Origin of the sequence: Nocardia higoensis NBRC 100133, from assembly GCF_000308595.1 — a bacterium.
Taxonomy (GTDB): domain Bacteria; phylum Actinomycetota; class Actinomycetes; order Mycobacteriales; family Mycobacteriaceae; genus Nocardia; species Nocardia higoensis.
In genome coordinates, this window is record NZ_BAGA01000115.1 from 1 (window position 1) to 22,530 (window position 22,530).

General features: G+C 69.0%; 24 protein-coding genes and 1 pseudogene. 15 read left to right on the forward strand and 10 right to left on the reverse strand.

Annotation, left to right across the window (positions count from 1 at the left end; all coding sequences use genetic code 11):
- The 4 genes and pseudogenes from ON26_RS20890 to ON26_RS20905 form a co-directional block, all read left to right on the forward strand.
- Positions 1–356: pseudogene (locus ON26_RS20890) on the forward strand (hypothetical protein); the annotation flags it as partial.
- 27 nt (positions 357–383) lie between these two features.
- Positions 384–1,610, forward strand: coding sequence for an Rv3212 family protein (locus ON26_RS20895; RefSeq protein WP_040797919.1), 1,227 nt, complete (start codon positions 384–386; stop codon positions 1,608–1,610).
- Positions 1,611–1,715: 105 nt separating this feature from the next.
- On the forward strand, positions 1,716–2,207 hold the full coding sequence (locus ON26_RS20900; protein WP_040797920.1) for a GNAT family N-acetyltransferase: 492 nt from the start codon (positions 1,716–1,718) through the stop codon (positions 2,205–2,207).
- A 35-nt stretch (positions 2,208–2,242) separates the two neighbouring features.
- Complete coding sequence (locus ON26_RS20905) at positions 2,243–2,956, forward strand: endonuclease V (protein WP_051027306.1); 714 nt, start codon at positions 2,243–2,245, stop codon at positions 2,954–2,956.
- A gap of 79 nt (positions 2,957–3,035) precedes the next feature.
- Here the strand turns inward: ON26_RS20905 and ON26_RS20910 are convergent, their stop codons facing one another.
- Positions 3,036–3,446 (reverse strand): hypothetical protein, encoded by a 411-nt coding sequence (locus tag ON26_RS20910; RefSeq protein ID WP_040797936.1) that lies wholly within the window; start codon positions 3,444–3,446, stop codon positions 3,036–3,038.
- A 157-nt stretch (positions 3,447–3,603) separates the two neighbouring features.
- Here ON26_RS20910 and ON26_RS20915 point away from each other — a divergent pair, with 157 nt between their 5' ends.
- Positions 3,604–4,545 carry a diacylglycerol/lipid kinase family protein gene (locus ON26_RS20915; RefSeq protein WP_040797921.1) on the forward strand — a complete coding sequence of 314 codons (942 nt, stop codon included), beginning with the start codon at positions 3,604–3,606 and terminating at the stop codon, positions 4,543–4,545.
- A 258-nt stretch (positions 4,546–4,803) separates the two neighbouring features.
- Complete coding sequence (locus ON26_RS32485; protein WP_040797922.1) at positions 4,804–5,058, forward strand: WhiB family transcriptional regulator; 255 nt, start codon at positions 4,804–4,806, stop codon at positions 5,056–5,058.
- A 260-nt stretch (positions 5,059–5,318) separates the two neighbouring features.
- On the opposite strand, the gene ON26_RS20925 is transcribed toward ON26_RS32485, so the two are convergent.
- Together ON26_RS20925 and ON26_RS20930 are read right to left on the reverse strand one after the other, a co-directional pair.
- Positions 5,319–6,833, reverse strand: a complete 1,515-nt coding sequence (locus ON26_RS20925) for a sensor histidine kinase (protein WP_040797923.1) — start codon at positions 6,831–6,833, stop codon at positions 5,319–5,321.
- Positions 6,834–6,853: 20 nt separating this feature from the next.
- Complete coding sequence (locus tag ON26_RS20930; RefSeq protein WP_040797924.1) at positions 6,854–7,069, reverse strand: biotin/lipoyl-binding carrier protein; 216 nt, start codon at positions 7,067–7,069, stop codon at positions 6,854–6,856.
- Between the two features lie 91 nt (positions 7,070–7,160).
- On the opposite strand from ON26_RS20930, the gene ON26_RS35105 reads away from it, so the two are divergent.
- Positions 7,161–7,235, forward strand: a complete 75-nt coding sequence (locus ON26_RS35105) for a 50S ribosomal protein bL37 (protein WP_110293457.1) — start codon at positions 7,161–7,163, stop codon at positions 7,233–7,235.
- Between the two features lie 106 nt (positions 7,236–7,341).
- Here the strand turns inward: ON26_RS35105 and rsrA are convergent, their stop codons facing one another.
- The gene (gene rsrA, locus ON26_RS20935) at positions 7,342–7,614 is read right to left on the reverse strand and encodes a mycothiol system anti-sigma-R factor (protein ID WP_040797937.1); all 273 of its coding nucleotides are present in this window, start codon (positions 7,612–7,614) and stop codon (positions 7,342–7,344) included.
- Positions 7,615–7,634: 20 nt separating this feature from the next.
- Complete coding sequence (locus tag ON26_RS20940) at positions 7,635–8,297, reverse strand: sigma-70 family RNA polymerase sigma factor (RefSeq protein WP_040797925.1); 663 nt, start codon at positions 8,295–8,297, stop codon at positions 7,635–7,637.
- Positions 8,298–8,591: 294 nt separating this feature from the next.
- Here ON26_RS20940 and ybaK point away from each other — a divergent pair, with 294 nt between their 5' ends.
- A complete protein-coding gene (gene ybaK / locus ON26_RS20945; protein WP_040797926.1) occupies positions 8,592–9,083 on the forward strand; it encodes a Cys-tRNA(Pro) deacylase in 492 nt (163 codons plus the stop codon).
- 163 nt (positions 9,084–9,246) lie between these two features.
- Positions 9,247–9,603, forward strand: coding sequence for a hypothetical protein (locus ON26_RS20950; protein WP_040797927.1), 357 nt, complete (start codon positions 9,247–9,249; stop codon positions 9,601–9,603).
- A gap of 51 nt (positions 9,604–9,654) precedes the next feature.
- Here the strand turns inward: ON26_RS20950 and ON26_RS20955 are convergent, their stop codons facing one another.
- Positions 9,655–10,491, reverse strand: coding sequence for an SOS response-associated peptidase (locus ON26_RS20955; protein ID WP_040797938.1), 837 nt, complete (start codon positions 10,489–10,491; stop codon positions 9,655–9,657).
- Between the two features lie 173 nt (positions 10,492–10,664).
- Here ON26_RS20955 and ON26_RS20960 point away from each other — a divergent pair, with 173 nt between their 5' ends.
- The 6 genes from ON26_RS20960 to ON26_RS20985 all read left to right on the forward strand — a co-directional run bounded on the left by ON26_RS20960 (position 10,665) and on the right by ON26_RS20985 (position 17,576).
- Entirely contained in the window at positions 10,665–12,164 is a 1,500-nt protein-coding gene (locus ON26_RS20960) for an aldehyde dehydrogenase family protein (RefSeq protein WP_040797928.1), read from the forward strand.
- A 145-nt stretch (positions 12,165–12,309) separates the two neighbouring features.
- Positions 12,310–13,620 carry a 3-phosphoshikimate 1-carboxyvinyltransferase gene (gene aroA, locus ON26_RS20965; protein WP_040797929.1) on the forward strand — a complete coding sequence of 437 codons (1,311 nt, stop codon included), beginning with the start codon at positions 12,310–12,312 and terminating at the stop codon, positions 13,618–13,620.
- Complete coding sequence (gene rsgA, locus ON26_RS20970; protein ID WP_051027307.1) at positions 13,617–14,618, forward strand: ribosome small subunit-dependent GTPase A; 1,002 nt, start codon at positions 13,617–13,619, stop codon at positions 14,616–14,618. Before aroA ends, rsgA begins: the two co-directional genes overlap by 4 nt.
- A 188-nt stretch (positions 14,619–14,806) precedes the next feature.
- Entirely contained in the window at positions 14,807–15,190 is a 384-nt protein-coding gene (locus tag ON26_RS20975; RefSeq protein ID WP_040797931.1) for a DUF732 domain-containing protein, read from the forward strand.
- A 300-nt stretch (positions 15,191–15,490) separates the two neighbouring features.
- Entirely contained in the window at positions 15,491–16,840 is a 1,350-nt protein-coding gene (gdhA, locus tag ON26_RS20980; RefSeq protein ID WP_040797939.1) for an NADP-specific glutamate dehydrogenase, read from the forward strand.
- A 295-nt stretch (positions 16,841–17,135) separates the two neighbouring features.
- Positions 17,136–17,576, forward strand: coding sequence for a hypothetical protein (locus ON26_RS20985; RefSeq protein WP_040797932.1), 441 nt, complete (start codon positions 17,136–17,138; stop codon positions 17,574–17,576).
- A 315-nt stretch (positions 17,577–17,891) separates the two neighbouring features.
- Here the strand turns inward: ON26_RS20985 and ON26_RS20990 are convergent, their stop codons facing one another.
- The 4 genes from ON26_RS20990 to ON26_RS21005 all read right to left on the reverse strand — a co-directional run.
- Positions 17,892–18,548, reverse strand: a complete 657-nt coding sequence (locus tag ON26_RS20990; RefSeq protein ID WP_040797933.1) for a response regulator — start codon at positions 18,546–18,548, stop codon at positions 17,892–17,894.
- 114 nt (positions 18,549–18,662) lie between these two features.
- Entirely contained in the window at positions 18,663–20,975 is a 2,313-nt protein-coding gene (locus tag ON26_RS20995; RefSeq protein ID WP_157171968.1) for a sensor histidine kinase, read from the reverse strand.
- A gap of 86 nt (positions 20,976–21,061) precedes the next feature.
- On the reverse strand, positions 21,062–22,105 hold the full coding sequence (locus tag ON26_RS21000; RefSeq protein WP_040797934.1) for a fatty acid desaturase family protein: 1,044 nt from the start codon (positions 22,103–22,105) through the stop codon (positions 21,062–21,064).
- Positions 22,106–22,262: 157 nt separating this feature from the next.
- The coding region (locus tag ON26_RS21005; RefSeq protein WP_040797935.1) for a hypothetical protein at positions 22,263–22,530 on the reverse strand (268 nt) is incomplete at its 5' end.

A 22,530-nucleotide genomic window follows, 5' to 3' on the forward strand; every position in this document is an offset into this window, starting at 1 on the left:
AACCCGCACCCCGCAAGCGGGCCCCCCGCAAGAAGGTGACCGCCGAGGCGACCACGGCGGACTCCGCGACCGGGGCCGAAGCCGAGGCGACCGAGGCTGTCGGCGCGGGCGCGACCGAACCGGCGGCGCAACCTGCCGAGCCGGCGCAGGCCCCGGCCGCCGAAGCGAACGGCACGACCGCCGCCGCCCCCCGTCGCCGCGCCCGCAAGGCCGCGACCACGGTGAACGGCGAGGCCGGGACAGCGGACAACGGCACGGGCGACAAGCCCGCACCGCGCAAGCGCGCCCCCCGCAAGAAGGCCGAATCGAACGCCGAGGCGGTCGAGACGACGGCCGGATCAGCGGCTTCGGCGTAGGGCGGGCTATCGGCTAATCTCGCTTTCGTGCTCGCACCAGAGCGGCGAACGCGCGCCGACATCATCGCCGCCATCGGTATCGCGGTCGCGGTGGTACTCGCCGCGGTCGTGGTGTGGGCGCGCGGCGATGCCACCGGCACCGAGTCGGTGACGGCGGCCGAGCCCGCCACCACCCCGGCCGCCGCGGTCGAACTTCCCACCGCGCTGCGGGAACTGTGGCACGCCCCCGACGACGCGAGCGAACGCGCTCTCGTCGCCGGGGGCGCTGTCGTCACCGCCTCCGACGGCACCGTCACCGGTCGCGATCCGCAGACCGGCGCGGAACTGTGGCACTACCGCAGGGACATGCCGCTGTGCGGGGCGGAGGCGCAGTTCGGCATGGTGGTGGCGGTCTACCGGGACGAGCGCGGGTGCAGCCAGGCCACCATGCTCTCCGGTAACGACGGCGCGCGCCGCACCGCGCGCAGCAGTTACATGGACGACGAGGTACGGCTGTCGGTGGACGGCACCTACCTGCTGGCCCAGGGCTCCGATCGGCTGGAGATGTGGCGTTCGGATCTGGTGCGCACCGTCGAATACGGTTACGTGGACGCGCCGGTGAACGTGAAAACCCAACCACGCAAAGGGTGCACGCTGCTCTCGGCCGCCTCCAGCTCGTCGCGGCTGGCGGTGCTCGAATCCTGCCCCGACGACGCGGGCATCCGCCTCACGGTGATGAATCCTTCCCCCAAGGACAACACCGTGCCCGAGGAGTACGGCTCCCGCGTGCTCACCGGGCCGGACGCGCGATCGCGTGACGCGAAGGTGATCGCGGTGTCCGACAGCAAGATCCTGCTCTACCAGCCGGGCACCGACCTGGCTTCCGAGCGCGTGCCGCCGCGCCTGTCGGTCTTCGACGGCAACGGCAATCCGCTTGCCACACACGAACTCTCCGCCCCGATGGACGATCCGAGGACGACCCGGGTCGGCTCGGTGTCCCTCGTGTACACCGGCACGGAACTGATCGCGCTGAACGCGGCCACCTTCGAGCCACAGTGGACGGTCCCCGGCGCCGTCGGCACGCCCGCGGCGATGGCCACCCGCCTGCTGGTGCCGGTCCCCGGGGCGATCGTCGCCGTCGACCTCGTCACGGGTGCGGAGGTCGCGCGCATCCCCGTCGACCGCTCCGGCTCGGCGGACTCGGACATCTCGCTGGCCGTCCTGGGTGAGATCGTGCTCGAGAAGCGCGGCGACACCCTCTACGGACTCGGCTGACCGGGGGCGCCGCCCGCTGCCACCGCCGACCGGACCCCTCCGATCGGTTTCCCTATCCGACCGGAGTCCGTCAGCACCGGATTCCCCCGACCGACGGAGCATCCGATGACCCACTCGCGAATCCGGCGCGCCACCCCCGACGACGTGCCCGCCCTGGTGCGCCTGGTCTACGACCTCGCCGAATACGAACGCGCCCGCGCGGAGTGCACCCTCACCGAGGACCAGCTGCACACCGCCTTGTTCGGCCCGTCGCCCGCCCTGTTCGCGCATGTCGCCGAGGACGAGACCGGCACGGTGGCCGGCTGCGCGATCTGGTTCCTGAACTTCTCCACCTGGGACGGCGTGCACGGCATCTACCTCGAAGACCTCTTCGTCGACCCGGCGGTCAGGAAGACCGGGCTGGGCAAGGCGCTGATCGCCGCGCTCGCGAAGGAAGCCGTCGAGCGCGGCTACAGCCGGGTGTCGTGGTCGGTGCTGACCTGGAACACGCCGTCGATCGAGTTCTACCGGGCGATCGGCGCAGCCGAACAGGACGAGTGGGTGGGATACCGCCTCAGCGGCCCGGAACTGTCCGCCCTCGCCGACACCGCCCGCTGATCAGGGCCGATCACCCGTTCGCCGCGACACGAATCATGCGCATCCCCAACACTTTCGAGCTCCCCGCCGACGCCGAGGACGCCGCGACGATGCAGGACGAGTTGCGTCCCCTGGTGCGCGCCGCCGACCCGCGCCCGCCGGTCTTCGCCACCGTCGCCGGACTCGACTCCGCCTACGACGACAACACCGGCCTGGCTGCCTCCGCCGCGGTGGTGCTGGACGCGCACACTCTCACCCCGATCGACACCGCTGTCGCCCACGGCGAGGTGAGTTTCCCCTACGTGCCCGGCCTGCTCGCCTTCCGGGAACTGCCCACCACGCTGGCGGCGCTGCGACAGCTGACGACGATCCCGGATCTGCTGGTCTGCGATGCCCAGGGGCTGGCCCACCCCCGCCGCTTCGGGCTGGCCTGTCACATCGGCGTGCTGTGCGAGCTGCCCACGATCGGCGTGGCCAAGAACGCGTGGGGGCTGTGGAACGAGCCGGGCCCGCGGCGCGGCGACGCCACGGACATACTCCTCGACGGCGAGGTGGTCGGGCGCGCCCTGCGCACCCGCGACGGCGTGAAGCCGGTCTTCGTCTCGGTCGGTCACGCCATCGGCCTGGACACCGCGTGCGCGCAGGTACTCGCTCTCACCCCGCACTATCGCCAGCCGGAGACCACCAGACAGGCCGATCGGTTGTGTCGGCGCGCACTGGCCGAGGCCATGGTGGCCTATCCGGGGACCGAGCAGGCCGGCCCGGCATGAGCGAGCGACGGCCGAGCGGCTCGCCGGTGTGCCGTGCGACCACGGGACCACCGGAGGCCGCGACGACGGGACCGGCCGCTCAGCCCTGAGGCGACGCGCCCCCGTAGTCCTCGGCCATCCACCGGTTCGAGGCGGGCGCGAACAACATCACCAGCGCGCCGACCACCACGACGCCGAGCAGCGTGCCGAGCAAGGACTGATGCGAGTCGGTGAGCAGCGACCAAGCGACCGGCAGCAGCAGAATCTGCGCGATCACCGCGATCGAGCGACCCCAGCGGTGGCCGAGCAACAGCCCGATCCCCGCCGCGAACACCGCACCGCCGAGGATGGCGAACCAGGCGGCCGTGCCGTAGCCGCTGGCCTGGGACTGGTCGTGGCCGAGCAGGCCGCGGATCACCAGCACGATCGCCACGGTCACCGCGACGCCGCCCTCCAGTGTCACCAGTGCGCCCGCGCCGCGCACCGTGGCCGGTGTCGCCTCCGCCGGAATCCCACCCCGGTCCGAAATGTCACCCTTGCCGATCCCACTACTGTCGCTGTCAGCCACGCGGCCAAGCCTACGACGCGCGCCGTACTCGCCCCGCTGCCCGGTCGGCCCCGTCGGCCGGATACGAAGCACGGACGTTCGCGCAACTAGGCTGCTCGGCGTGCGCACGCTGCTGATCGTCAATCCCAATGCCACCTCCACCACCCCGGCCACCCGCGACCTGCTCGCGCACGCGTTGGAGAGCCGCACACAGCTGACCGTCGCGCACACCCAGCACCGCGGCCACGCGGCCGAACTCGCCCAGTGGGCCTCCACCAACCAGATGGATCTGATCGTCGTGCACGGTGGCGACGGGACGGTCAACGAGACCATCAACGGTTTCGTCCCGCTGCCCGAGCTCGACGACGGGCAGGTCTGGCGGCCCAGGCTCGGCGTCATTCCCGGTGGGTCGGCCAATGTGTTCGCCCGCGCGCTGGGAATTTCCCCCGATCCGGTCACAGCGACCAACCAGCTCATCGACCTGCTCACCGTGGATTGCGACCGCCGGATCGGCCTGGGTCTGGCCGATGACCGCTGGTTCACCTTCAGCGCGGGTGTCGGACTGGACGCCGATGTGTGCGAGGCCATCGACACCGCTCGCGCGAAAGGCCATTCCGCCACACCCGCCCGCTATCTTCGAACGACAGTTCGACAATTCCTTCGCGCCAAGGGGCGTGAACCACAGGCGCGAATCACCATTCCCGGATACGAACCCGTCGACGGCGTGCATTACGCCTTCGTGACGAACACCGATCCGTGGACCTATCTGAACTCGACTCCCGTGCGCACCAATCCGGGCACCGCGTTCGAGAAAGGCCTAGGCGTGTTCGCGATGAGATCGATGTCACTGCTGCCCACCCTGCTGGTCGCCGGGCAACTGCTCGCGCCGGAGGGAAACCCGCAGTCGCGCAAATTGTTTCGCCAGGACGACGTCCCGGCCGTCCATATCGAGGCCGGCGAGCCTCTCGGCCTGCAAATCGACGGCGACTTCATCGGCAAGCGCGACTCGGTCGATTTCGTCTCCGTGGCCGGGGTACTCGACGTAGTGGCACCACAGCCGTGAGAGCGACCTCACACCTGTGACGAACCTCCCGGTTGCGCTGCGCAAAGCCGGTGAAGCGAGTAAAAAGGAGCGGGCGGGAACCCCATGTGGGAATCCCGATCGCGTGAGCTTCCCCACGGTGACCTGGATACCTATTGACATCTACGGTGTTCGTGAAAGCATTCACAAGCAACCGTGCGGAAACCTCTAGGTCGCACAAGTTAACGAACCACAAACCACCAAGGCGCCTCTCCGGGCGCCCAGCAAAGGAGCAGAGGAATGGACTGGCGCCACAAGGCCATCTGTCGCGACGAGGACCCCGAACTGTTCTTCCCGGTGGGTAACAGTGGTCCTGCGCTCGCGCAGATTGCCGATGCCAAGCTGGTCTGCGCTCGCTGCCCCGTCACTGCCGATTGCCTGTCCTGGGCCCTGTCCTCGGGACAAGACGCCGGCGTATGGGGTGGCATGAGCGAAGACGAGCGCAGGGCGCTGAAGCGTCGTAACGCGCGCACTCGCACCCGCACCGCCGTCTGATAGACGTCGCACGATACCGGGCCCATTTCGACGGCCCGGTATTCGCGGATCGAGCCCGGCACCGCAACAGGTGCCGGGCTGCTTTATTTTCTCGGAATTACGTGCAATCTTTCCGGCAATAGATAGCCATCAAAGAAGTGTCGTGCGCCACACCATTCCCAAGGGCTTTCATTTACCCCATAAGCCTTCGACAAAGGCGTGGCATCCAGTCGGCAAACGCCGGGCGCACGGCGGCAGATGCCGCGCCGGGAGCAGGCCTGTCAGCGCCCCTGACGACGGCCGAGCGGGACGCGCAGCACCGCGTCGGTACCGACATCGGCGCCCGGGTGCAGACCGATCGAGCCGCCCAGCTCAGCGGTCACCAGGGTCCGCACGATCTGCAGGCCGAGCCGGTCGGAACCCTCCAGGCTGAAGCCAGGCGGCAGACCGCGGCCGTCGTCGCTGATGATCACGTCGAGCCAGCGGGCCGACCGTTCCGAGCGAATGGTGACGGTGCCGGTCTGGCCGGAGTCGAAGGCGTGCTCGATGGCGTTCTGCACCAGCTCGGTCAGCACCATGACCAGCGGGGTCGCGCGCTCGGCGGAGAACACACCGAGCGATCCCGCGCGACGCACCTTGATCCGGGTGGTGTGCACGGTGGCGACATCGGCCATGATCGGCAGCAGCCGGTCGACGACCTCGTCGAGATCGACTTCCTCGTCCACCGACATCGACAGCATCTCGTGCACCGAGGCGATCGAGGTGACCCGGCGGACCGACTCGGTCAACGCGACTCGGGCTTCCTCGTTCTCGGTGCGCCTGGCCTGCAGGCGCAGCAACGCCGCCACGGTCTGCAGGTTGTTCTTCACCCGATGATGGATCTCGCGGATGGTCGCGTCCTTGGACAGCAGCGCGCGGTCGCGGCGCTTGACCTCGGTGACATCGCGCACCAGCACCGCCGCGCCCGCCAGCTCCCCGTGCGGCCGCAGCACCAAGGTGCGCAGCAGAACCGTGGCCCCGCGCGCCTCCACCTCCATGCGGCGGCCCGTGCGTCCGGCGAGAGCGGCCTGGATGTCGCCGACCACCTCCTGGGCATCGAACGGGTCGGTGATCAGCGAGCGGGTCGTGACGGCCAGGTCCTGCCCGTCCAGATCCGCCTGCAACCCCATCCGGTGATAGGCCGACAGCGCGTTCGGGCTGGCGTAGACGACGGTGCCCTGGGTATCCAGGCGGATGAAGCCGTCACCGGCGCGCGGACTCGAGTGCGTGGCCGCGCGATCCTCGGTGGTCGGGAAAGTGCCGTCGGCGATCATCTGGCACAGGTCGTCGGCGCAGGCGACATAGGCGTCCTCCAGGCTGCTGCGCACCCGCGAACGCTGCATGTCGGTATCGCGGGAGAGCACCGCGATCACATCGTCGCCGCAGCGCACCGGGATCGCCTCACGCACGGCCTGCACCGGGTGCGGGTGGTAGACGCCCTTCATCTCCACACCGCCCTCGGTCCGCGTGACCTCACCGGTCAGCAGGGCCTCGAACACCTGCGGGTGATCCGCCCGGGTGGCGAGCGTGCCGACCATGTCCTGGACGTGCACCGTCGACGCCGTCGTGGGGCGGCACTGAGCTACGCAGACGATGTCCGCGCCGTCCTCCACCGGACCGGCCCCCACCCACAGCAGCAGATCGGCGAAGGACAGATCGGCGAGCAGTTGCCAGTCCCCCACCACCCGTTGCAGATGGTCCACGGCCAGGCCGGGAAGGTCGGTGTGCTCGGCGAGAAGTTCGCTCAGCGTCGCCATCTCGGAACCGCCGCCGAGCGCTAGGAGATGACGGCGATGAGATCGCCGGCCTGTAGCACCTGGCCGGGCTCGACCTCGACGGCGGTGACTTCACCCGCGACCTCGGTGAGCACCGGGATCTCCATCTTCATGGACTCGAGCAGGATCAGCGTCTGGTCCTGTTCGACCTTGTCGCCGACGGCGACCTCCACAGTCAGGACGGTGGAAACCATCTCCGCGCGCACTTCCTCAGCCATGACACCCCATTCGTTCGGTTGGCCTGTATCCGCTGAAGCTACAGCCAACCACACATGAAAGAATGGCCTTCAATCAGAAGGGAGACTACCGATGGGTAAGCGTGGACGTAAGAAGCGTAGCCGCAAGGGCAATGCCGCCAACCACGGCAAGCGGCCCAACTCCTGAGCCGCAGCCGGCCGGCTGAACATCGAGCGGCACGCCACTCCGGTCCCGGAGGGCGTGCCGCTCGGTTTCGTTTCCGGGGGTTGGTTTCCGGACCGCCGCGGTGCGATCAGACGGAGTCCGCGGGGGGGTCGTCGCCGCGGACGATCGTCACCGACCTGCGGATCTCGAGGGAGAGCCGCGCGCGGAGCGAGTCGGGCGCTTTGTCCCCACCGCACTTACGGCTGAGCAGGCTCTTGATCTTCTCCTCGATGCCGTAGGCCTCGATGCACGGCGAGCAGTGGTCCATGTGGTGCTGCAGCCGGGCCCTGGTCGCCTCGTCGCATTCACCGTCGAGCATCAGCCAGACGTCGGTGAGTACGGCCGTGCAGTCCATCTCCATGTCGGGGTCGCGCTCGACACTCACTGCTTGACCTCCTGGCGCTCGCCCCGGTGGAAACCACGCTCGCGCGCCACGTCGGCGAGCAGGCCCTTGAGTTGCTTGCGGCCGCGATGCAGCCGGGACATCACGGTACCGATCGGGGTGCCCATGATGTCGGCGATTTCCTTGTACGGGAAGCCCTCGACGTCGGCGTAGTAGACCGCCATCCGGAACTCTTCGGGCAGTTCCTGCAGTGCGGCCTTGATGTCGTCGTCGGGCAGCGCGTCGAGCGCCTCGACCTCGGCCGAGCGCAGTCCGGTGGAGGTGTGCTCCGCCGTGGCCGCGAGCTGCCAGTCGGTGATCTCGTCGGTCGGGTACTGGGCGGGCTGACGCTGCTTCTTGCGATAGGAGTTGATGTAGGTGTTGGTGAGGATGCGATACATCCAGGCCCGCAGGTTGGTGCCTTCCTTGAAGGACTTGAACCCCTGGAACGCCTTGACGTAGGTCTCCTGCACCAGGTCCTCGGCGTCGGCCGGGTTCCTGGTCATGCGCAGCGCGGCACCGTAGAGCTGGTCGACCAGCGGGAGCGCGTCGCGCTCGAACCGCTGGGCCAGGCTCGCCTCGTCCCGGGCTGCTGGTTCCTCGACAGGTTCGTCCGCACCGGACTCGACCGGTTCGGACACCGCGTCATCGTCGCTCGTCACACCTGTCCCTTCGATCGGCGTCCCTGCCGAATCTACCGGCAAGTCGCGATCAGGCGGGAACCCGGCGTCTGTCGGCGCTATCGCGACCCACACCGGGCGTTCGTCGAGCAATACCGACACCGGCCTCTCCTTCGCCTCGTCCTCGGGGGTGGTCCTCGGGGCTTCTCCCCGCGTGCAACATCCCCGGGCGGCGCGGTGTTCCCGGCGGATCCACTCGACGATGCTGGTCACCGCGCCGCCACCCCGGCGGATAACGGTTGGCCGCCGCCGGACCTGCGGTTCTAAGGTGTCGCCATGGCCGCCGCTCCCACTCCCGCCGTCCGCGCCCTGACCACCGCGGGCGTGCCCCATCGCGTGCACTCCTACAAGCACGACCCGCGCGCCGATTCCTTCGGCGCGGAGGCGGTCGCCGCGCTGGCCGCCGGCCTCGGCGTCGAGCCCGCACAGATCTTCAAGACCCTGGTTGTGGAGTTGTCCACCGGCGGATTGGCGGTTGCGGTGCTGCCCGTGCCGAAGTCGTTGTCGCTCAAGGCCGCCGCGAGCGCGCTCGGCGCCCCGAAGGCGGGGATGGCCGAACGCGCGGCCGCCGAACGCAGCACCGGGTATGTGCTGGGCGGGATCTCGCCACTGGGGCAGCGCAAGAAGCTGCCCACGGTGATCGACGAGTCCGCGCTGTCGTGGGACCGGGTGCTGTGCAGCGCGGGCAAGCGCGGCCTCGAAATCGAGCTGGCCCCGGCCGATCTCGTCCGTGCCGCCGACGCGGTGGTCGCGGCGATCACGGCCTGAGGCCGCGCGGGGCGGCACGCCGCGCATACGACGCGGACTGTCGGGGTATTCACAACTCGCCTGCGACACGCCACGAAGGGACCGTGACCGTCCGTCCCGTGTGCGTTACTGGAGGCGCGTTTCCAGCCAGGTTCGACTCGTCCGACCCGAGGATGTGATGCGAATGTCCGCCCGCCCGCTGTCTCCGCGCCTGCCGCGCACCCGTCGTTCGCGCGCCGCGCTCGCCACCCCGGTACTCGCCGTGACCCTCGCGCTCGCGCCGGCTCTGACCGTGCTCGCACCGGCCGCGGGCGCGGAACCGGGTCGCGCGGAGACCTTTCCGGCGCCGACCGGTCCCTCCCAGATGCCGTTCGACGGGCAGGGGTCGGACGACTCCCGAGACGGGCGGACCGGCGACGAGCTGTCGCGCAAGGCCGAGGACCTGGGCGGCTCGGTCGTCAACGAGGTCATCGACCTGGCCACCGGCGTCATCAAGTGCGGCATCAACCTGGCGACCGACTCGGTGCCCTGCCCGCTCTGATCGCCACACCCCCGTGCGGCGTGGCGCGATCGCGGCCGCGCCGGACCGCAGTCACAGCAGGCTGATCTGCTCGGCCTGTTGTGACTCGGCCGGGGTTCCGGCTGCTTCGGCGAGTAGTTCCGGGCCGTTGTTCTTGACACTGTTGACCAGGGTCGACACCGGCCGCATGACGATATCGCGCACCACCTGCTCCGCCGGCGTCGCGAGCAGCTCCGCCGGGGCCGGATGGTCGGGGTCCAGCCAGGCGTCCCAGTGTGCGCGCGGCATGGGCAGGGGCATCCGGTCGTGGATGCGGGCCAGGTCGCCGACGGCGTCGGTCGTGAGGATCGCGCAGGACAGCAGCGGTTCGCTCGCCGGCAGGGCCCGGTCACGCCACACCGACCACAGTCCGGCCATGTACAGCCGCGAGCCGTCGCCGTTGGCCATGAAATAGGGACGTTTGATCGCCTTGCGTCCGCCGGCCGGATCGGGCTCGACCAGCCACTCGTACCAGCCGTCCATCGGGACCAGGCAACGCCGGTATTTCACGGCGTCACGGAAAGAGGGGGTGGTGGCGGCCTTGTCGGCCCGGGCGTTGAACAGGGGTTTGCCCTTCGCGGGCACGCCGGGTTCGGCGGCCTTGGTCCAAGCGGGTATCAGCCCCCAGCGCATTCGCCGGATCCGCAGCGTGGGGTCGTCGTCGGGGTGATCATGGTCGTGCCGAGACACGATCGTGAGTATCCGGTTGGTCGGGGCGACGTTGTAGTTGGCGAATTCGGCACCGGCCGGGTCCGGTCCGCTTCCCGAGGACGGCGCGTTCGCGGCCGGTTCACCTGCGGTTTCGTCGATGGCGTCGAGTTCGACCGCGAGCCTTCCCGGATTCGTCGTAGTGGCATATCGTCCGCACATATTTCCGAGCATGGCACCCCCTGCCGACAGCCGAGACAACAATTCGGGGATAGTGGGTGACCTGGTGAGAGTTTTGACTTAGCATTCTCTCAACGGATGGAGTGCATCACACCTGTCCGCTCCGGCCCGCGCACCGACCGGCCAACGCATGAAGCAAGAGGAGAGCCACCGACGTGACAACTATCGAGACCGCCCCCGACACCACACTCGAATCGGTCAATCCGGCGACGGGCGAGGTCCTCGCCACCTACCCGATCGCCGACGAGGACGCGGTGCGCGCGGCTGTCGCGAAGGCCCGCAAGGCCGCCAAGGTGTGGGGCGCGCTGAGCTTCGACGAGCGCCGCAAGCACCTGCTGCGCTGGTCGAGCCGGCTGGTCGCCGACGCCGACGAGTTCTGCGAACTCATCCACAAGGAGAACGGCAAGCCGCGCGACGATGCCTTTCTCGAATTGATGCTGGCCCTCGAGCACATCGCCTGGGCCGCCAAGAACGCCAAGAAGCACCTCGCACCGAAGAAGATCTCCCCCGGCGCGCTGATGTCGAACTTCTCCGCGCGTCTGGAGAGCCGCCCGCTCGGCGTCGTCGGTGTGATCGGCCCGTGGAACTACCCCGTCTACACCCCGAACGGCTCCATCGGCTATGCCCTGGCCGCGGGCAACACCGTCGTGTTCAAGCCGAGTGAGTACTCCACCGGCATCGGCGTCTTCCTGGCCCAGGCCTTCAAGAAGGCCAATCCCGAACTGCCCGAAGGCGTCTTCGAGGCCATCACCGGCCGCGGCGCGACCGGCGCCGCGCTGGTGAAGTCCGGCGTCGACAAGATCGCCTTCACCGGCTCCACCGCCACCGGCAAGCGCATCATGGCCGCCGCCGCCGAGAGCCTGACCCCCGTGCTGCTCGAATGCGGCGGCAAGGACGCGGTCATCGTCGCGGCCGACGCCGACGTGAAGGCCGCCGCCGACGCGATCGCCTGGGGCGCCACCGCCAACAGCGGCCAGACCTGCGCCGGCGTGGAACGCGTCTACGTGCACAAGTCGGTCGCCGACGAGCTGATCGCCGAGGTCAAGCGCATCCTCACCGATGTGAAGCCGGGCGCGGACGAGGGTGCCTCCTACGGCCCGATGACCATGCCGAGCCAGATCGACATCGTCAAGCGCCACATCGACAGCGCGCTGGCCAACGGCGCGAAGGCCGTGCTCGGTGGCCCCGAGTCGATCAAGGGCCCGTTCATCGAGCCGGTCGTGCTGGTCGACACCGACGAGAACTCCGAGGCCGTCACCGAGGAGACCTTCGGCCCGACCATCACCATCCGCGTCGTCGACACCATCGACGAGGCCGTGGAGCTGGCGAACAAGTCGAAGTACGGCCTGTCGTCCTCGGTGTACTCGAAGAAGGACGGCCTGGCGATCGCCCGCAGGCTCGAGGTCGGCGCCACCTCGGTGAACTCCGTGCTGGGCTTCGCGGCCATCCCCGGCCTGCCCTTCGGCGGCGTGCGCGAATCCGGCATCGGCCGTATCCACGGCGAGCCGGGCCTGCGCGAGTTCACCCGCCCGCACTCGATCGCCATCCAGAAGTTCACGATCCCGGGCATGGCGCTGATGAGCTACTCGCGCACCGAGCAGAACATGGCCATGCTGCGCAAGGTCGTTCCGTTCCTGCACGGCCGTAACAAGTAATCCCTGATCCGGGGCGAGGCTCACCGGCGACCAGCGGGTGGGTCTCGCTTCGACGCACGGCACCGATGAACGCGGGGTCGGTGCCGTGCGTCGAATGGGCCACAGTTCGCATCCGCCCGCGTGTCCACGGATGTGATGGGCAAAGATGGACACCGTGACTCATTGGCCAGCGCCCCACGTCGACGTCCCTGTTCACGCGACCGTGACCCTGCCCGGGTCGAAGTCGATCACCAATCGCGCGCTGATCCTCGCCGCCCTGGCCGATGGTCCGTCCACGATCACCGGAGCGTTGCGCAGCCGGGACACCGACCTGATGATCGCCGGTCTGCGCGCGCTCGGCACACGCATCGAAGGCGACGCCGACACCTTGACCGTCACCCCCGCCCCGTTGGGCGGCGGCACGGTGGACTGCGGTCTGGCGGGCACCGTCATGCGGTTCCTCCCGCCGGTCGCCGCGCTGGCCGCGGGCCGGGTCTCCTTCGACGGCGACAGTCAGGCCAGGCTCCGGCCGCTGCGCACCATCCTCGACGCGCTGCGCTCCCTCGGCGCCGAGATCGACGGTGACACACTGCCTTTCACCGTCTCCGGCGCGGGAGAGCTGCGCGGCGGCGCGGTCACCATCGACGCCTCCGGTTCCTCGCAGTTCGTCTCCGGCCTGCTGCTGTCGGCGGCCCGGTTCTCCGAGGGCGTGACGGTGCACCACGACGGCGCCCCGCTGCCGTCCATGCCGCACATCGAGATGACCGTGGAGATGCTGCGCCGCGCCGACGTGGAGGTCGAGGCGCCCGCCGATGTACGGGCCCCGCAGATCTGGTCCGTGCGCCCCGGCGTGATCCGCGCCGTGGACTGGGAGGTCGAACCCGATCTGTCCAACGCGACCCCGTTCCTGGCGGCGGCCGCGGTGACCGGCGGTCGGGTCAGCATTCCGCACTGGCCGCGGCTCACGACCCAGCCCGGCGACGTGATCCGCGAGATCCTGGTCCGGATGGGCGCCGAGGCGCGCTTCTCCGACAGCGTGCTGACCGTGCAGGGCCCGGATCGACTGGCGGGCATCGACATCGACCTGCACGATGTCGGCGAGCTCACCCCCACGGTGGCGGCGCTGGCCGCGCTCGCCGAATCGCCCTCCCGGCTGCGCGGCATCGCGCATCTGCGCGGGCACGAGACCGACCGGCTGGCCGCGCTGTCCACCGAGATCAACCGCCTCGGCGGCCGGGTCACCGAGACCGAGGACGGCCTCGAGATCTCCCCCGCCCCGCTGCACGGCGGCACCTGGCACTCCTACGCCGATCACCGGATGGCCACCGCGGGCGCGATTCTGGGCCTGCGAGTCCCCGGCATCGAGATCGAGGACATCGGCACCACCGCCAAGACGCTGCCCGATTTCGTCGACCTCTGGGAGCGGATGCTGGTCGGTGACGCGGCGGTCGCCGAATCGGGCGGAGCCGCACGCTGAGTCCGCCACGTCGCTCCGCCGCCGGCTACGACGAGTCCGATGTCCGGGTCCGTCCCGGCCGCAGTTCCCGTCCGCGCACCAAGACCCGTCCGCAGCACACCGACGCCGAGCAGGCCATGGTGGTGGCCGTGGATCGCGGCCGCTGGGGCTGTGTGCTCGACGGTGACCCGGATCGGCGCATCGTCGCCATGCGCGCCAGGGAACTCGGCCGCACGCCGATCGTGGTGGGCGACCAAGTGGACGTGGTCGGCGATCTCACCGGCAAGCCCGACACCCTCGCCCGGATCGTGCGGGTCAACGAGCGCAGCACCGTGCTGCGCCGCACCGCCGACGACACCGACCCGTTCGAGCGCATCGTCGTCGGCAACGCCGAACAGTTGTTCATCGTCGTCGCGCTGGCCGATCCGCCACCGCGCACCGGTTTCGTGGAGCGCGCGATGGTCGCCGCCTATGTCGGCGGCCTGCGACCGGTGCTCTGCCTGACCAAGCGGGACCTGGCCGCGGATTCCGAATTCGCCGCCGTCTTCGCCGATCTCGATCTGACCATCGTGCACGCGGGCATCGACGACCCGCTGGACGAGGCGCTGGATCTGCTCACCGACCGCCTGACCGCCTTCATCGGCCACTCGGGGGTCGGCAAGTCCACGCTGGTGAACCGCCTTGTGCCCGACGCCTACCGCGCGGTCGGCGAGGTCTCCGGCGTCGGCAAGGGCAAGCACACCTCCACCCAGTCGGTCGCCCTGCCGTTGCCCGGCGGCGGCTGGGTCGTCGACACCCCCGGCGTGCGCTCCTTCGGCCTGGCCCACATCACCCCCGACGATGTGATCGCCGCCTTCAGCGACCTCGCCGAAGCCATCGAGGACTGTCCGCGCGGCTGCACCCATCTGGGCCCGCCCGCCGATCCCGAATGCGCCCTGGACGATCTGCCCGGCACCGAGCAGCGTGTCGCCGCCATCCGTCGACTGCTGGTCGCGCTGAACTCCAACGACCCCTGGTGAAGACCGACCCGTATTCCGCCGCTCGGCAGACCGCACGGACGGACCCCCCGGCGAGTCCGAACCGATAGTCCATCCCATCCCCGAACATTTCGCGCCGTACGCGTCAAAAACCCTCCTACCTGCATATTCAGCGCTAGCGTTCACCGCGCCCGGTGTCATCAACCCGCTCTCGGCCAGCAGAAGGACACATGCGCACGCACCTCTCCCACTCCCGCTTCCTCGCAGCACTTCTCGCCGTTCCCGCCGTGCTGCTCGGCTGCTCGACGCTACTGTCGGGCAGCGTCGCTCCGGCCGTGGCCGCACCCGATATGCCCTCGGCCGCAACACATTCCGGCAAGCGCACCGCCCTCGACCGCCAATTCCTGCGGGAGAGCTTCTTCGACGACGAGCCGGTCGCCGTGCAGGACGCCGCCATCAGACTCGCCCGTAGCCAATGCGCCTATCTCGACACCGCGGGCAACCGCCCCGCCGACCACATCTATCTCGCCGAATCGGCCACCGGCACAGTGAAATACCCGCACCTGTTCCTGGAGGCCGCGATCCACACCTACTGCCCGCACAACCGGCTCTGATCCGTCCGATCCACCGCCGAAGTGTCCGCGGCGAAGGACGAGCGCACCTCCGCCCGACCGGCCGGGTCGAATATCGGCACGGAGCAGCAGACCTTCCTCAGCGATTTCCGGAAAGCGGCGATCGAGGCACGAGTACAGCGACGACACGATGGCCGAGATGACGGTCACGCGTTCTCCTGCGTCCGAGTCGCATCCGAACAGTGCGGCGGGTCACCCGGGCGACCGGGCAGAAAGTGACCTCACACACCTGGGCGCGGGCCGGTGCGTTCGCGCAACTCCCGGGGGAGGATGATCGGCTGCATGGCTGACTTGGACGCGAGGCTGCGCGACATATACGAGGAGATTCTGCACCGTAACCCCGGTGAGGCAGAGTTCCACCAGGCCACTTTCGAGGTCCTCGAAAGCCTCAGCCCGGTCGTGGCCAAGCATCCCGAATACACCGACGGCGAGGTCATCCGGCGGCTGTGCGAGCCCGAGCGCCAGATCATCTTCCGCGTGCCGTGGATCGACGACCAGGGCCGCGTGCAGATCAACCGCGGCTTCCGGGTGGAATTCAATTCCGCGCTCGGTCCCTACAAAGGCGGACTGCGCTTCCACCCCAGCGTCTACCTCGGCATCATCAAGTTTCTGGGTTTCGAGCAGATCTTCAAGAATTCCCTGACCGGCATGCCGATCGGCGGCGGCAAAGGCGGCTCCGATTTCGATCCCAAAGGCCGCTCCGACGGCGAAATCATGCGCTTCTGTCAATCGTTCATGACCGAGCTCTATCGCCACATCGGTGAGCACACCGACGTACCCGCGGGCGATATCGGCGTCGGCGGCCGGGAGATCGGCTTCCTGTTCGGCCAGTACAAGCGCATCACCAACCGCTACGAGTCCGGCGTGCTGACCGGCAAAGGCCTCACCTGGGGCGGCTCGCAGGTGCGCCCGGAGGCCACCGGCTACGGCACCGTCTACTTCGTCGACGAGATCCTGCGCTCGCGCTCGGACAGCTTCGAGGGCAAGCGCGTCGTCGTGTCCGGTTCCGGCAATGTCGCCATCCACGCCATCGAGAAGGTCGAGCAGCTCGGCGGCGTGGTCGTGGCCTGCTCCGACTCGGCCGGCTATATCGTCGACGAAAAGGGCATCGACCTCGACCTGCTCAAGGACATCAAGCTCGCCCGCCGCGACCGCATCAGCGACTACGCCGACGAATGCCGCAGCAACGCCCATTACGTCGACGCCCGCTCGATCTGGGATGTCCCGTGCGACATCGCCCTGCCGTGCGCCACCCAGAACGAACTCGACAAGGACGCCGCCGCCACCCTGGTCCGCAACGGCTGCACCATCGTCGCCGAGGGCGCCAACATGCCCTGCACCCCCGAAGCCGTGCGCACCCTCTCCGACGCGAACGTCGTCTTCGCCCCCGGCAAGGCCGTCAACGCGGGCGGCGTGGCCACCAGCGCCCTGGAGATGCAGCAGAACGCCTCGCGCGACTCCTGGTCCTTCGAGTACACCGACGCCCGCCTGGCCGAGATCATGCGCGGCATCCACGACCGCTGCCTGGAAACCGCCGAAACCTACGGCTCCCCCGGCAGCTACACCGCAGGCGCCAATATCGCCGGCTTCATCCGGGTCGCCGACGCCATGCTCGCCCTCGGCGTCATCTGAGTCTGCCCCGGACTCGACCGAACCGATTCCACCGCTCGCCGCGCATCGTGAATGCGCGGCGAGCGGTGTCCGCGAGCCCCGTCGCATGACCACCGTCGAGGAACCGGTGCGGTCTCGGGCTACGACACCGACCTCGCTGCCTCGGCCACCCCATTCGGGGTTCGGCCGGCCGACTGAGGGCAGATGCCCCAGGTCCGCGGCCGAATTCTTCGGAAACCGCTCCACGACAAGAAGCGAAGTACTAGCGTTTCGGATTGCTCGCCCTCGACGCGGGCAATGCGAAGGAGTACCACCCATGAAGAAGTCCCAGCGTGCCGGCGTCGGCACGACCGCACTCGGCGCTCTGGCCGCTGTCGCGGTGCTCGCGGCCCCGAATGCGAATGCCTTGGTCACCGACATCAGCGTGAGCGGCGAGAAATTCTGCGTCGGCGATACCTACACCGTCACCGTCGACGTGACGATCACCTCGCTGCTGTTCGAAGTGACCCTCACCGACAACGGCACGAAGATCGGCGGAGCCCGGCCCTCCTCGAACAGCAAGGCCGTGTTCTCCTGGACGCCGGAGGGCACCGGCTCGCACACCCTCGAGGCCGTGCAGGAATTGGTCAGCAAGAAGTCGGTGACCGTCACCGTGGAGGACTGCACCCCGCCGCCCACCGGTGGCGGTGACAGCGGTTCCTCGGTCGGCAGCGGCGGCTTGGGCGCGCTGCTGCCGAGCCTCTCCGCCGGAAACTGATATCGGACACGGGACTCCCGGTGAAAGCGTCTGTGCCGACGCCTTTCCAGGAGCCCCGCGTTCTGCGGGGGCTATCGCTGCCCGGTGCCCCCGCAGGCCGGACAGTGGATCCACGACCCGACTTCGAAATATCCGCCGGTACCCGAGCACCGCGAACACGAGACGATTCGTAGCAACCACGCGATTCGTGTCATTTCCCCTGTTTCCCCTTTCACGGAACACCCTCGATCCGAGGCCGTTCGGCTCTGATGCTGCCACGCCCGGATCGGGATGTCTGTCCCCTTCCAGGCCTACCGGACAACGACTTCCGCCTCTTCACAATTCATCGGCGGTGATGATCCCGTCCTGGATGGCCCTGGCCACCAGGGCCGCTTTCGTGGACGCACTTCGGCCGACCGCCGCGTATTTCGTCCGCACTCTTTCCAGATGCGTCTTGACCGTGCCCGGTGCGATGTAGAGACGTTTGGCGACCATGGCCTGCGATTCGGTCTGAAACCAGCTGACCAGCACTTCTCGCTCCCGCGGGGAGAGCGCGGGCTTGCCGGGCGCCTGGTCACCGTTGATCGCTTTGGCCATGGTCGGTGCGAGATAGGGCTTGTCGGTGCGCGCGGCGTGGATCGCGGCGATGAGGTGTTCGCGCCCTTCGGCTTTCCATAGGTAGGTCACCGCGCCCAGGTCCAGGCATTCCAGAATCAGTTCCCCGCCGTTGTGCTGGGAGAAGACGATGACCCGATATCCGCGTTCACACAACTGTTGCACGCCGCTCAAATCGGGGGTTCGAGTGTCGAGTTGCAGATCGAGTACTACGACATCGACCTCGGGCGCCTCGGCCAGAAAAATGTCGAGCCGGACATAGGCGCCGAAGATTTCGATCGGCGGATCGGCGTCGGCGCACCAGGCGGCGATTCCCTCGTGAATGATGGCGTGATCGTCGATCAGCGCGATCCTGGTGATGTCGCTCGACTCGCCCACCGCGATACTCCTGCCAGCTGTGCTCTCCCGTGCCCGACGTGCTCACGCTAACGAGCCCGAATCGACGGCACAGTCGGATAATCGGCGGATACCTCGACCGCGTTTCGCGCGCGGTTACAGCCCCGTCGACGGGGCGTCTGCGCGCCGTCCGGCCGGACCGTGCACCTCCAGCCACAGGGTGTCGCCGAGCAGCGTGACGGTCTGCGTCACTCCCCCGCCGAGGTCCGCCGACGCCAGGCCCGCGATCGGATCGCAATCGCCGAGCACACTGATCGACAACCCCGCGTCATCGGTCGATACCACCACCCTGGCCTTGCCGCGCGCCGCCGCCAGCACCTGCACCGGCGCGTTGAGCAGCACCGGCCCGAGGTGCTCGGGCAACTCCGGCAGGTTCGGTTCGATATCCACCGCGACGTTCACACCCCGCTTCTCCGCGGCATCGACAGCGGGCGTGAGCTGGGCGACGAGCGGGTGATCCTGCATATCCACCTGCGCGAAAAGCCTTCGCAGCCGCGCGGATTCGATGAGGCAGGCCGCACGGACCTCCGTGCTGCCCGCGCGGTGCGGATCGTCGTGCAGCCGCGTCAGCAGGGGAACCACCGTGCCCGCGAGGCGCTCGTAGCGACTACGGAAATCGGCCTGCAGCGCCCGCCGGATCTCCTCGGCCGCGCGGATGCCGGTGTGCTCGGCGTGCGAGCGCTCGGCGGTGCGCATGCCTCGACGCAACGACACGGTGAAGATCAACGCCACCGCCTGGACACCCGCCACCCCGGCGAGGTTGTAGCCGAGTTCGGCCACGGTCGCGCGCTCGGGTACCTGCCACAGCAGCACGATCGCACCGCCCGCCCAGACGGCCGCCAGCCACAGCAACGAGACCCGCAGCGGCAACCGGAAGGTCAGCGCCGCGACCGGCCAGCCGACGGCTCCCATCGCCCAGAACGCACCCGTGTCGATGACCTCGGGCGTCGAGAGCAGCCCCTGCACCGGTACGGAGGCGACCGCCGCCACGGTGGCGGTCCGGCGAACCCACGCCGGAATTCCCCAGCGGATCCCGGCCGCGGCCACCGCGCACACACCGACCACCACCGCGATCACCGCCGCCTGCGCGCCCGGACGTGCTGTCGTGTCGAGCAGCGCCCGCGGCGCCTGCGAGGCGACGACCACCACCGCAACGGCCAGCAGCCCGTACCCGTACCCGCGCGTCAACTGCTTGATTCCGGCCACCGAATCGGCGGGCTCGCGCGCGCGGTCCGCCTCATCGCTCCCACTCGCCGCGGCAGGCTGCTCCGCCCCGGTGTCCCACCGCAACTCCACTCGCGTGCCCTGCCCCGGTGCGGTCACGATCCACCCGACCGCACCGACGTCGTCGAGCCTGCGCTTGATCGAGTTGCGCACCCCGTGCCGCCGGCGCACCCGCTGCCCGTCCGGATCAAAACCCTTTCCGTCGTCGACGATCCGGATACTGCCTTCGCCGATCCGCACGATGACCTCCGAGGCCCCGGCATGCCGATCGACATTGGTCAGCGCCTCGCGCACGGCCGCCACCAGCGCCTGCCCCAGCTCACCCCCGACCTCGAGGGCCGAACTGCCTTCCACCCGGCACGCCGTCGTCATCTCGCGCGCCGTCTCCCGGATCTCCGCCGCGACATCCAGCACCCGATCGTCACGCTCCCGCGTCAGCGCCCCGATCACGTCGATATCGCGCCGGGTCTGCTTGCGCAGCGTGTCCGCGTCGGTGACGACCCCCTGCCCCACCATCAGCAATGTGGAGGCGGCCGTATCGTGCATGGCCGCCCATTGCTGCCGCTCCGAACGCCGTCGCGCCTCGGCCACCTGCCCGTCGATCCGGACGGCCGACACCGCCGCCAATGCCGCATCCACCAGCCCGGCCGATCGGACCACCGACCACCGCAGAACCGACGCCAACGCCCATTCCACGACCAGGAAATCCAGCGCGAACAGCGCGAACGGATTCGCGACTCCCGCCGCCCCTGCCCCCATCGCCCAGGCCGCCACGGCGACCGCGCTCGCCCCCGCCGACCATCGCCACGGCCACGCGATCGCGTAGGAGATGATCGCGGTACCCGAGACCGCCAGCAGCGGGTTGGCCTCGGTCGTGAACGAGAAGTCCACCGTCGTCACCGGGGTCGCCAGGAGAAACAGCGCGGCCACGGCCAGGTCGAGAACCGACCACATCGCCGAGCGCGAGCGCTGGAAGATCAACCGCCACAACGACCACATGCCGAAGGCGGTGACCACCGCCAGCCCGGCGGGCGGCGAATCGGGCGCCGTCCAGTACGCCACCGCCACCATCACGAAAACCCCGTGCCGCAAGCGGAATCCGGTTCGCGCGCCCTTGCGGACGACCTGCCCCGTGGTCTTCGTCGCATCCGTTTCGGCGGCTCGTCGCCGTGCCCCACGCCCCACGACGATCATCGTCGTCGGCCGGCGGCCCACTGTCCGCCGAAACGGGGACCTGACGCGAACCGCAGCAGCCGAACAGGGTTTGCGGATCAGCTCCGCGGTCGCGCGAATCGTCCGATCCGGTGCAGGAAACCGACCGCCTGCCGGTAGGAGTCGAACAGCCCGACCTGGTGGTAGGGCACCCCGATCTCGGCGCAGTACTCGATCACCATCGGCTGCGCCCGGCGCAGGTTCGCGCGCGGCATCGACGGGAACAGGTGGTGCTCGATCTGATAGTTCAGTCCGCCCATGGCCGCGTCGAGCACCCAGCCGCCACGCACGGTGCGCGAGGTCAGCACTTGCCTGCGCAGGTAGTCGACGGTGTCCCCAGCCGAGAAGACCGCCATCCCTTTGTGATTGGGCGCGAACACACAACCCATGTAGAAGCCGAACGCGGCCTGGTGCACGGCCAGGAACGCCACCGCCTGCCCCGGCGTCAACACCGCGAACGCGAGGACGACGAGCCCGCCCAGATGCGCGAAGAGCAGCAGCCCTTCGGCGAGCCGGTGCGGGATCTCGCCGCGCACCACCGCTCGGATGCTCTTGTTGTGCAGGCTGAACGCCTCCAGGCACACCAGCGGGAAGAACAGCCAGCCCTGGTAGCGGAAGATCCACCGCCGGAAGGTGCGCTCCGCGCGGGCCCGCTCCTCCGAGTGCACCAGGACACCGGTGATGTCCGGGTCGGCGCCCTCGGTATTGGGGTGGGCGTGGTGACGGTTGTGGTTGCTCGTCCACCACCCGATGCTCACCCCGATGGCGAGATTGCCGGCCAGCAGTCCGTACAGGTAGTTGGCTCGCCGCGTGGCGTAGATCTGCCGGTGCCCCGCGTCATGGCCGAGGAAGGCGAACTGCGGGAGGACCGCACCGAGGAAGGCCGCTGTCAGCAGCTGCCACCAACTGGCGCCGAGCGCGAAGAACACGCCCCAGCCGGCCACCAGCACACCCACCGCCGCCGCGGTCCGCACCAGGTGATACGACAGCCGCCGCTCCATGAGCCCGGCGTCTCGGACCCGGCGCAGCAAAATCGCGTAGTCGCTACCGTTTCCGCGTGCCGGCGCGTGCGCCACCGGCCCCTCGGCAGATGCCGTCGTCAATGTTCCTGCCGTTCGCTCCGGTGGACCTACGTCACCGCTCACCGAACCGTATCGGACCGCAGATGTCCAACCGAAGGCGGATCGCGAGTCGAAACCCAGCATTCGGGCCGCGCCCGGCCCGATGGTCACCGACGGCACAGCCGCCGCGCGAGCCGGATCAGAACAAGCCGATCTGGGTGGCGGAGGGCTTGTTCTCGATCGAATCGTCCACGGTGATCCGTCGGCCCACGAACGGGGATTCGTCGACCAGCACGAGATCCGGCGATCCGTCGCTGTCGCGGCAGAGCAGTAGGTGCCCGTGCGCATCGACAGCGTCCAGGACGTATTCGCCCGGGCCGTCCGGCGGTGGCGCCATGTCGAGGTACCGCCCGTATTCCTGCAGCCGCCGATAGAACCGCGCACCCCCGTTCCACGGATCGGACAGG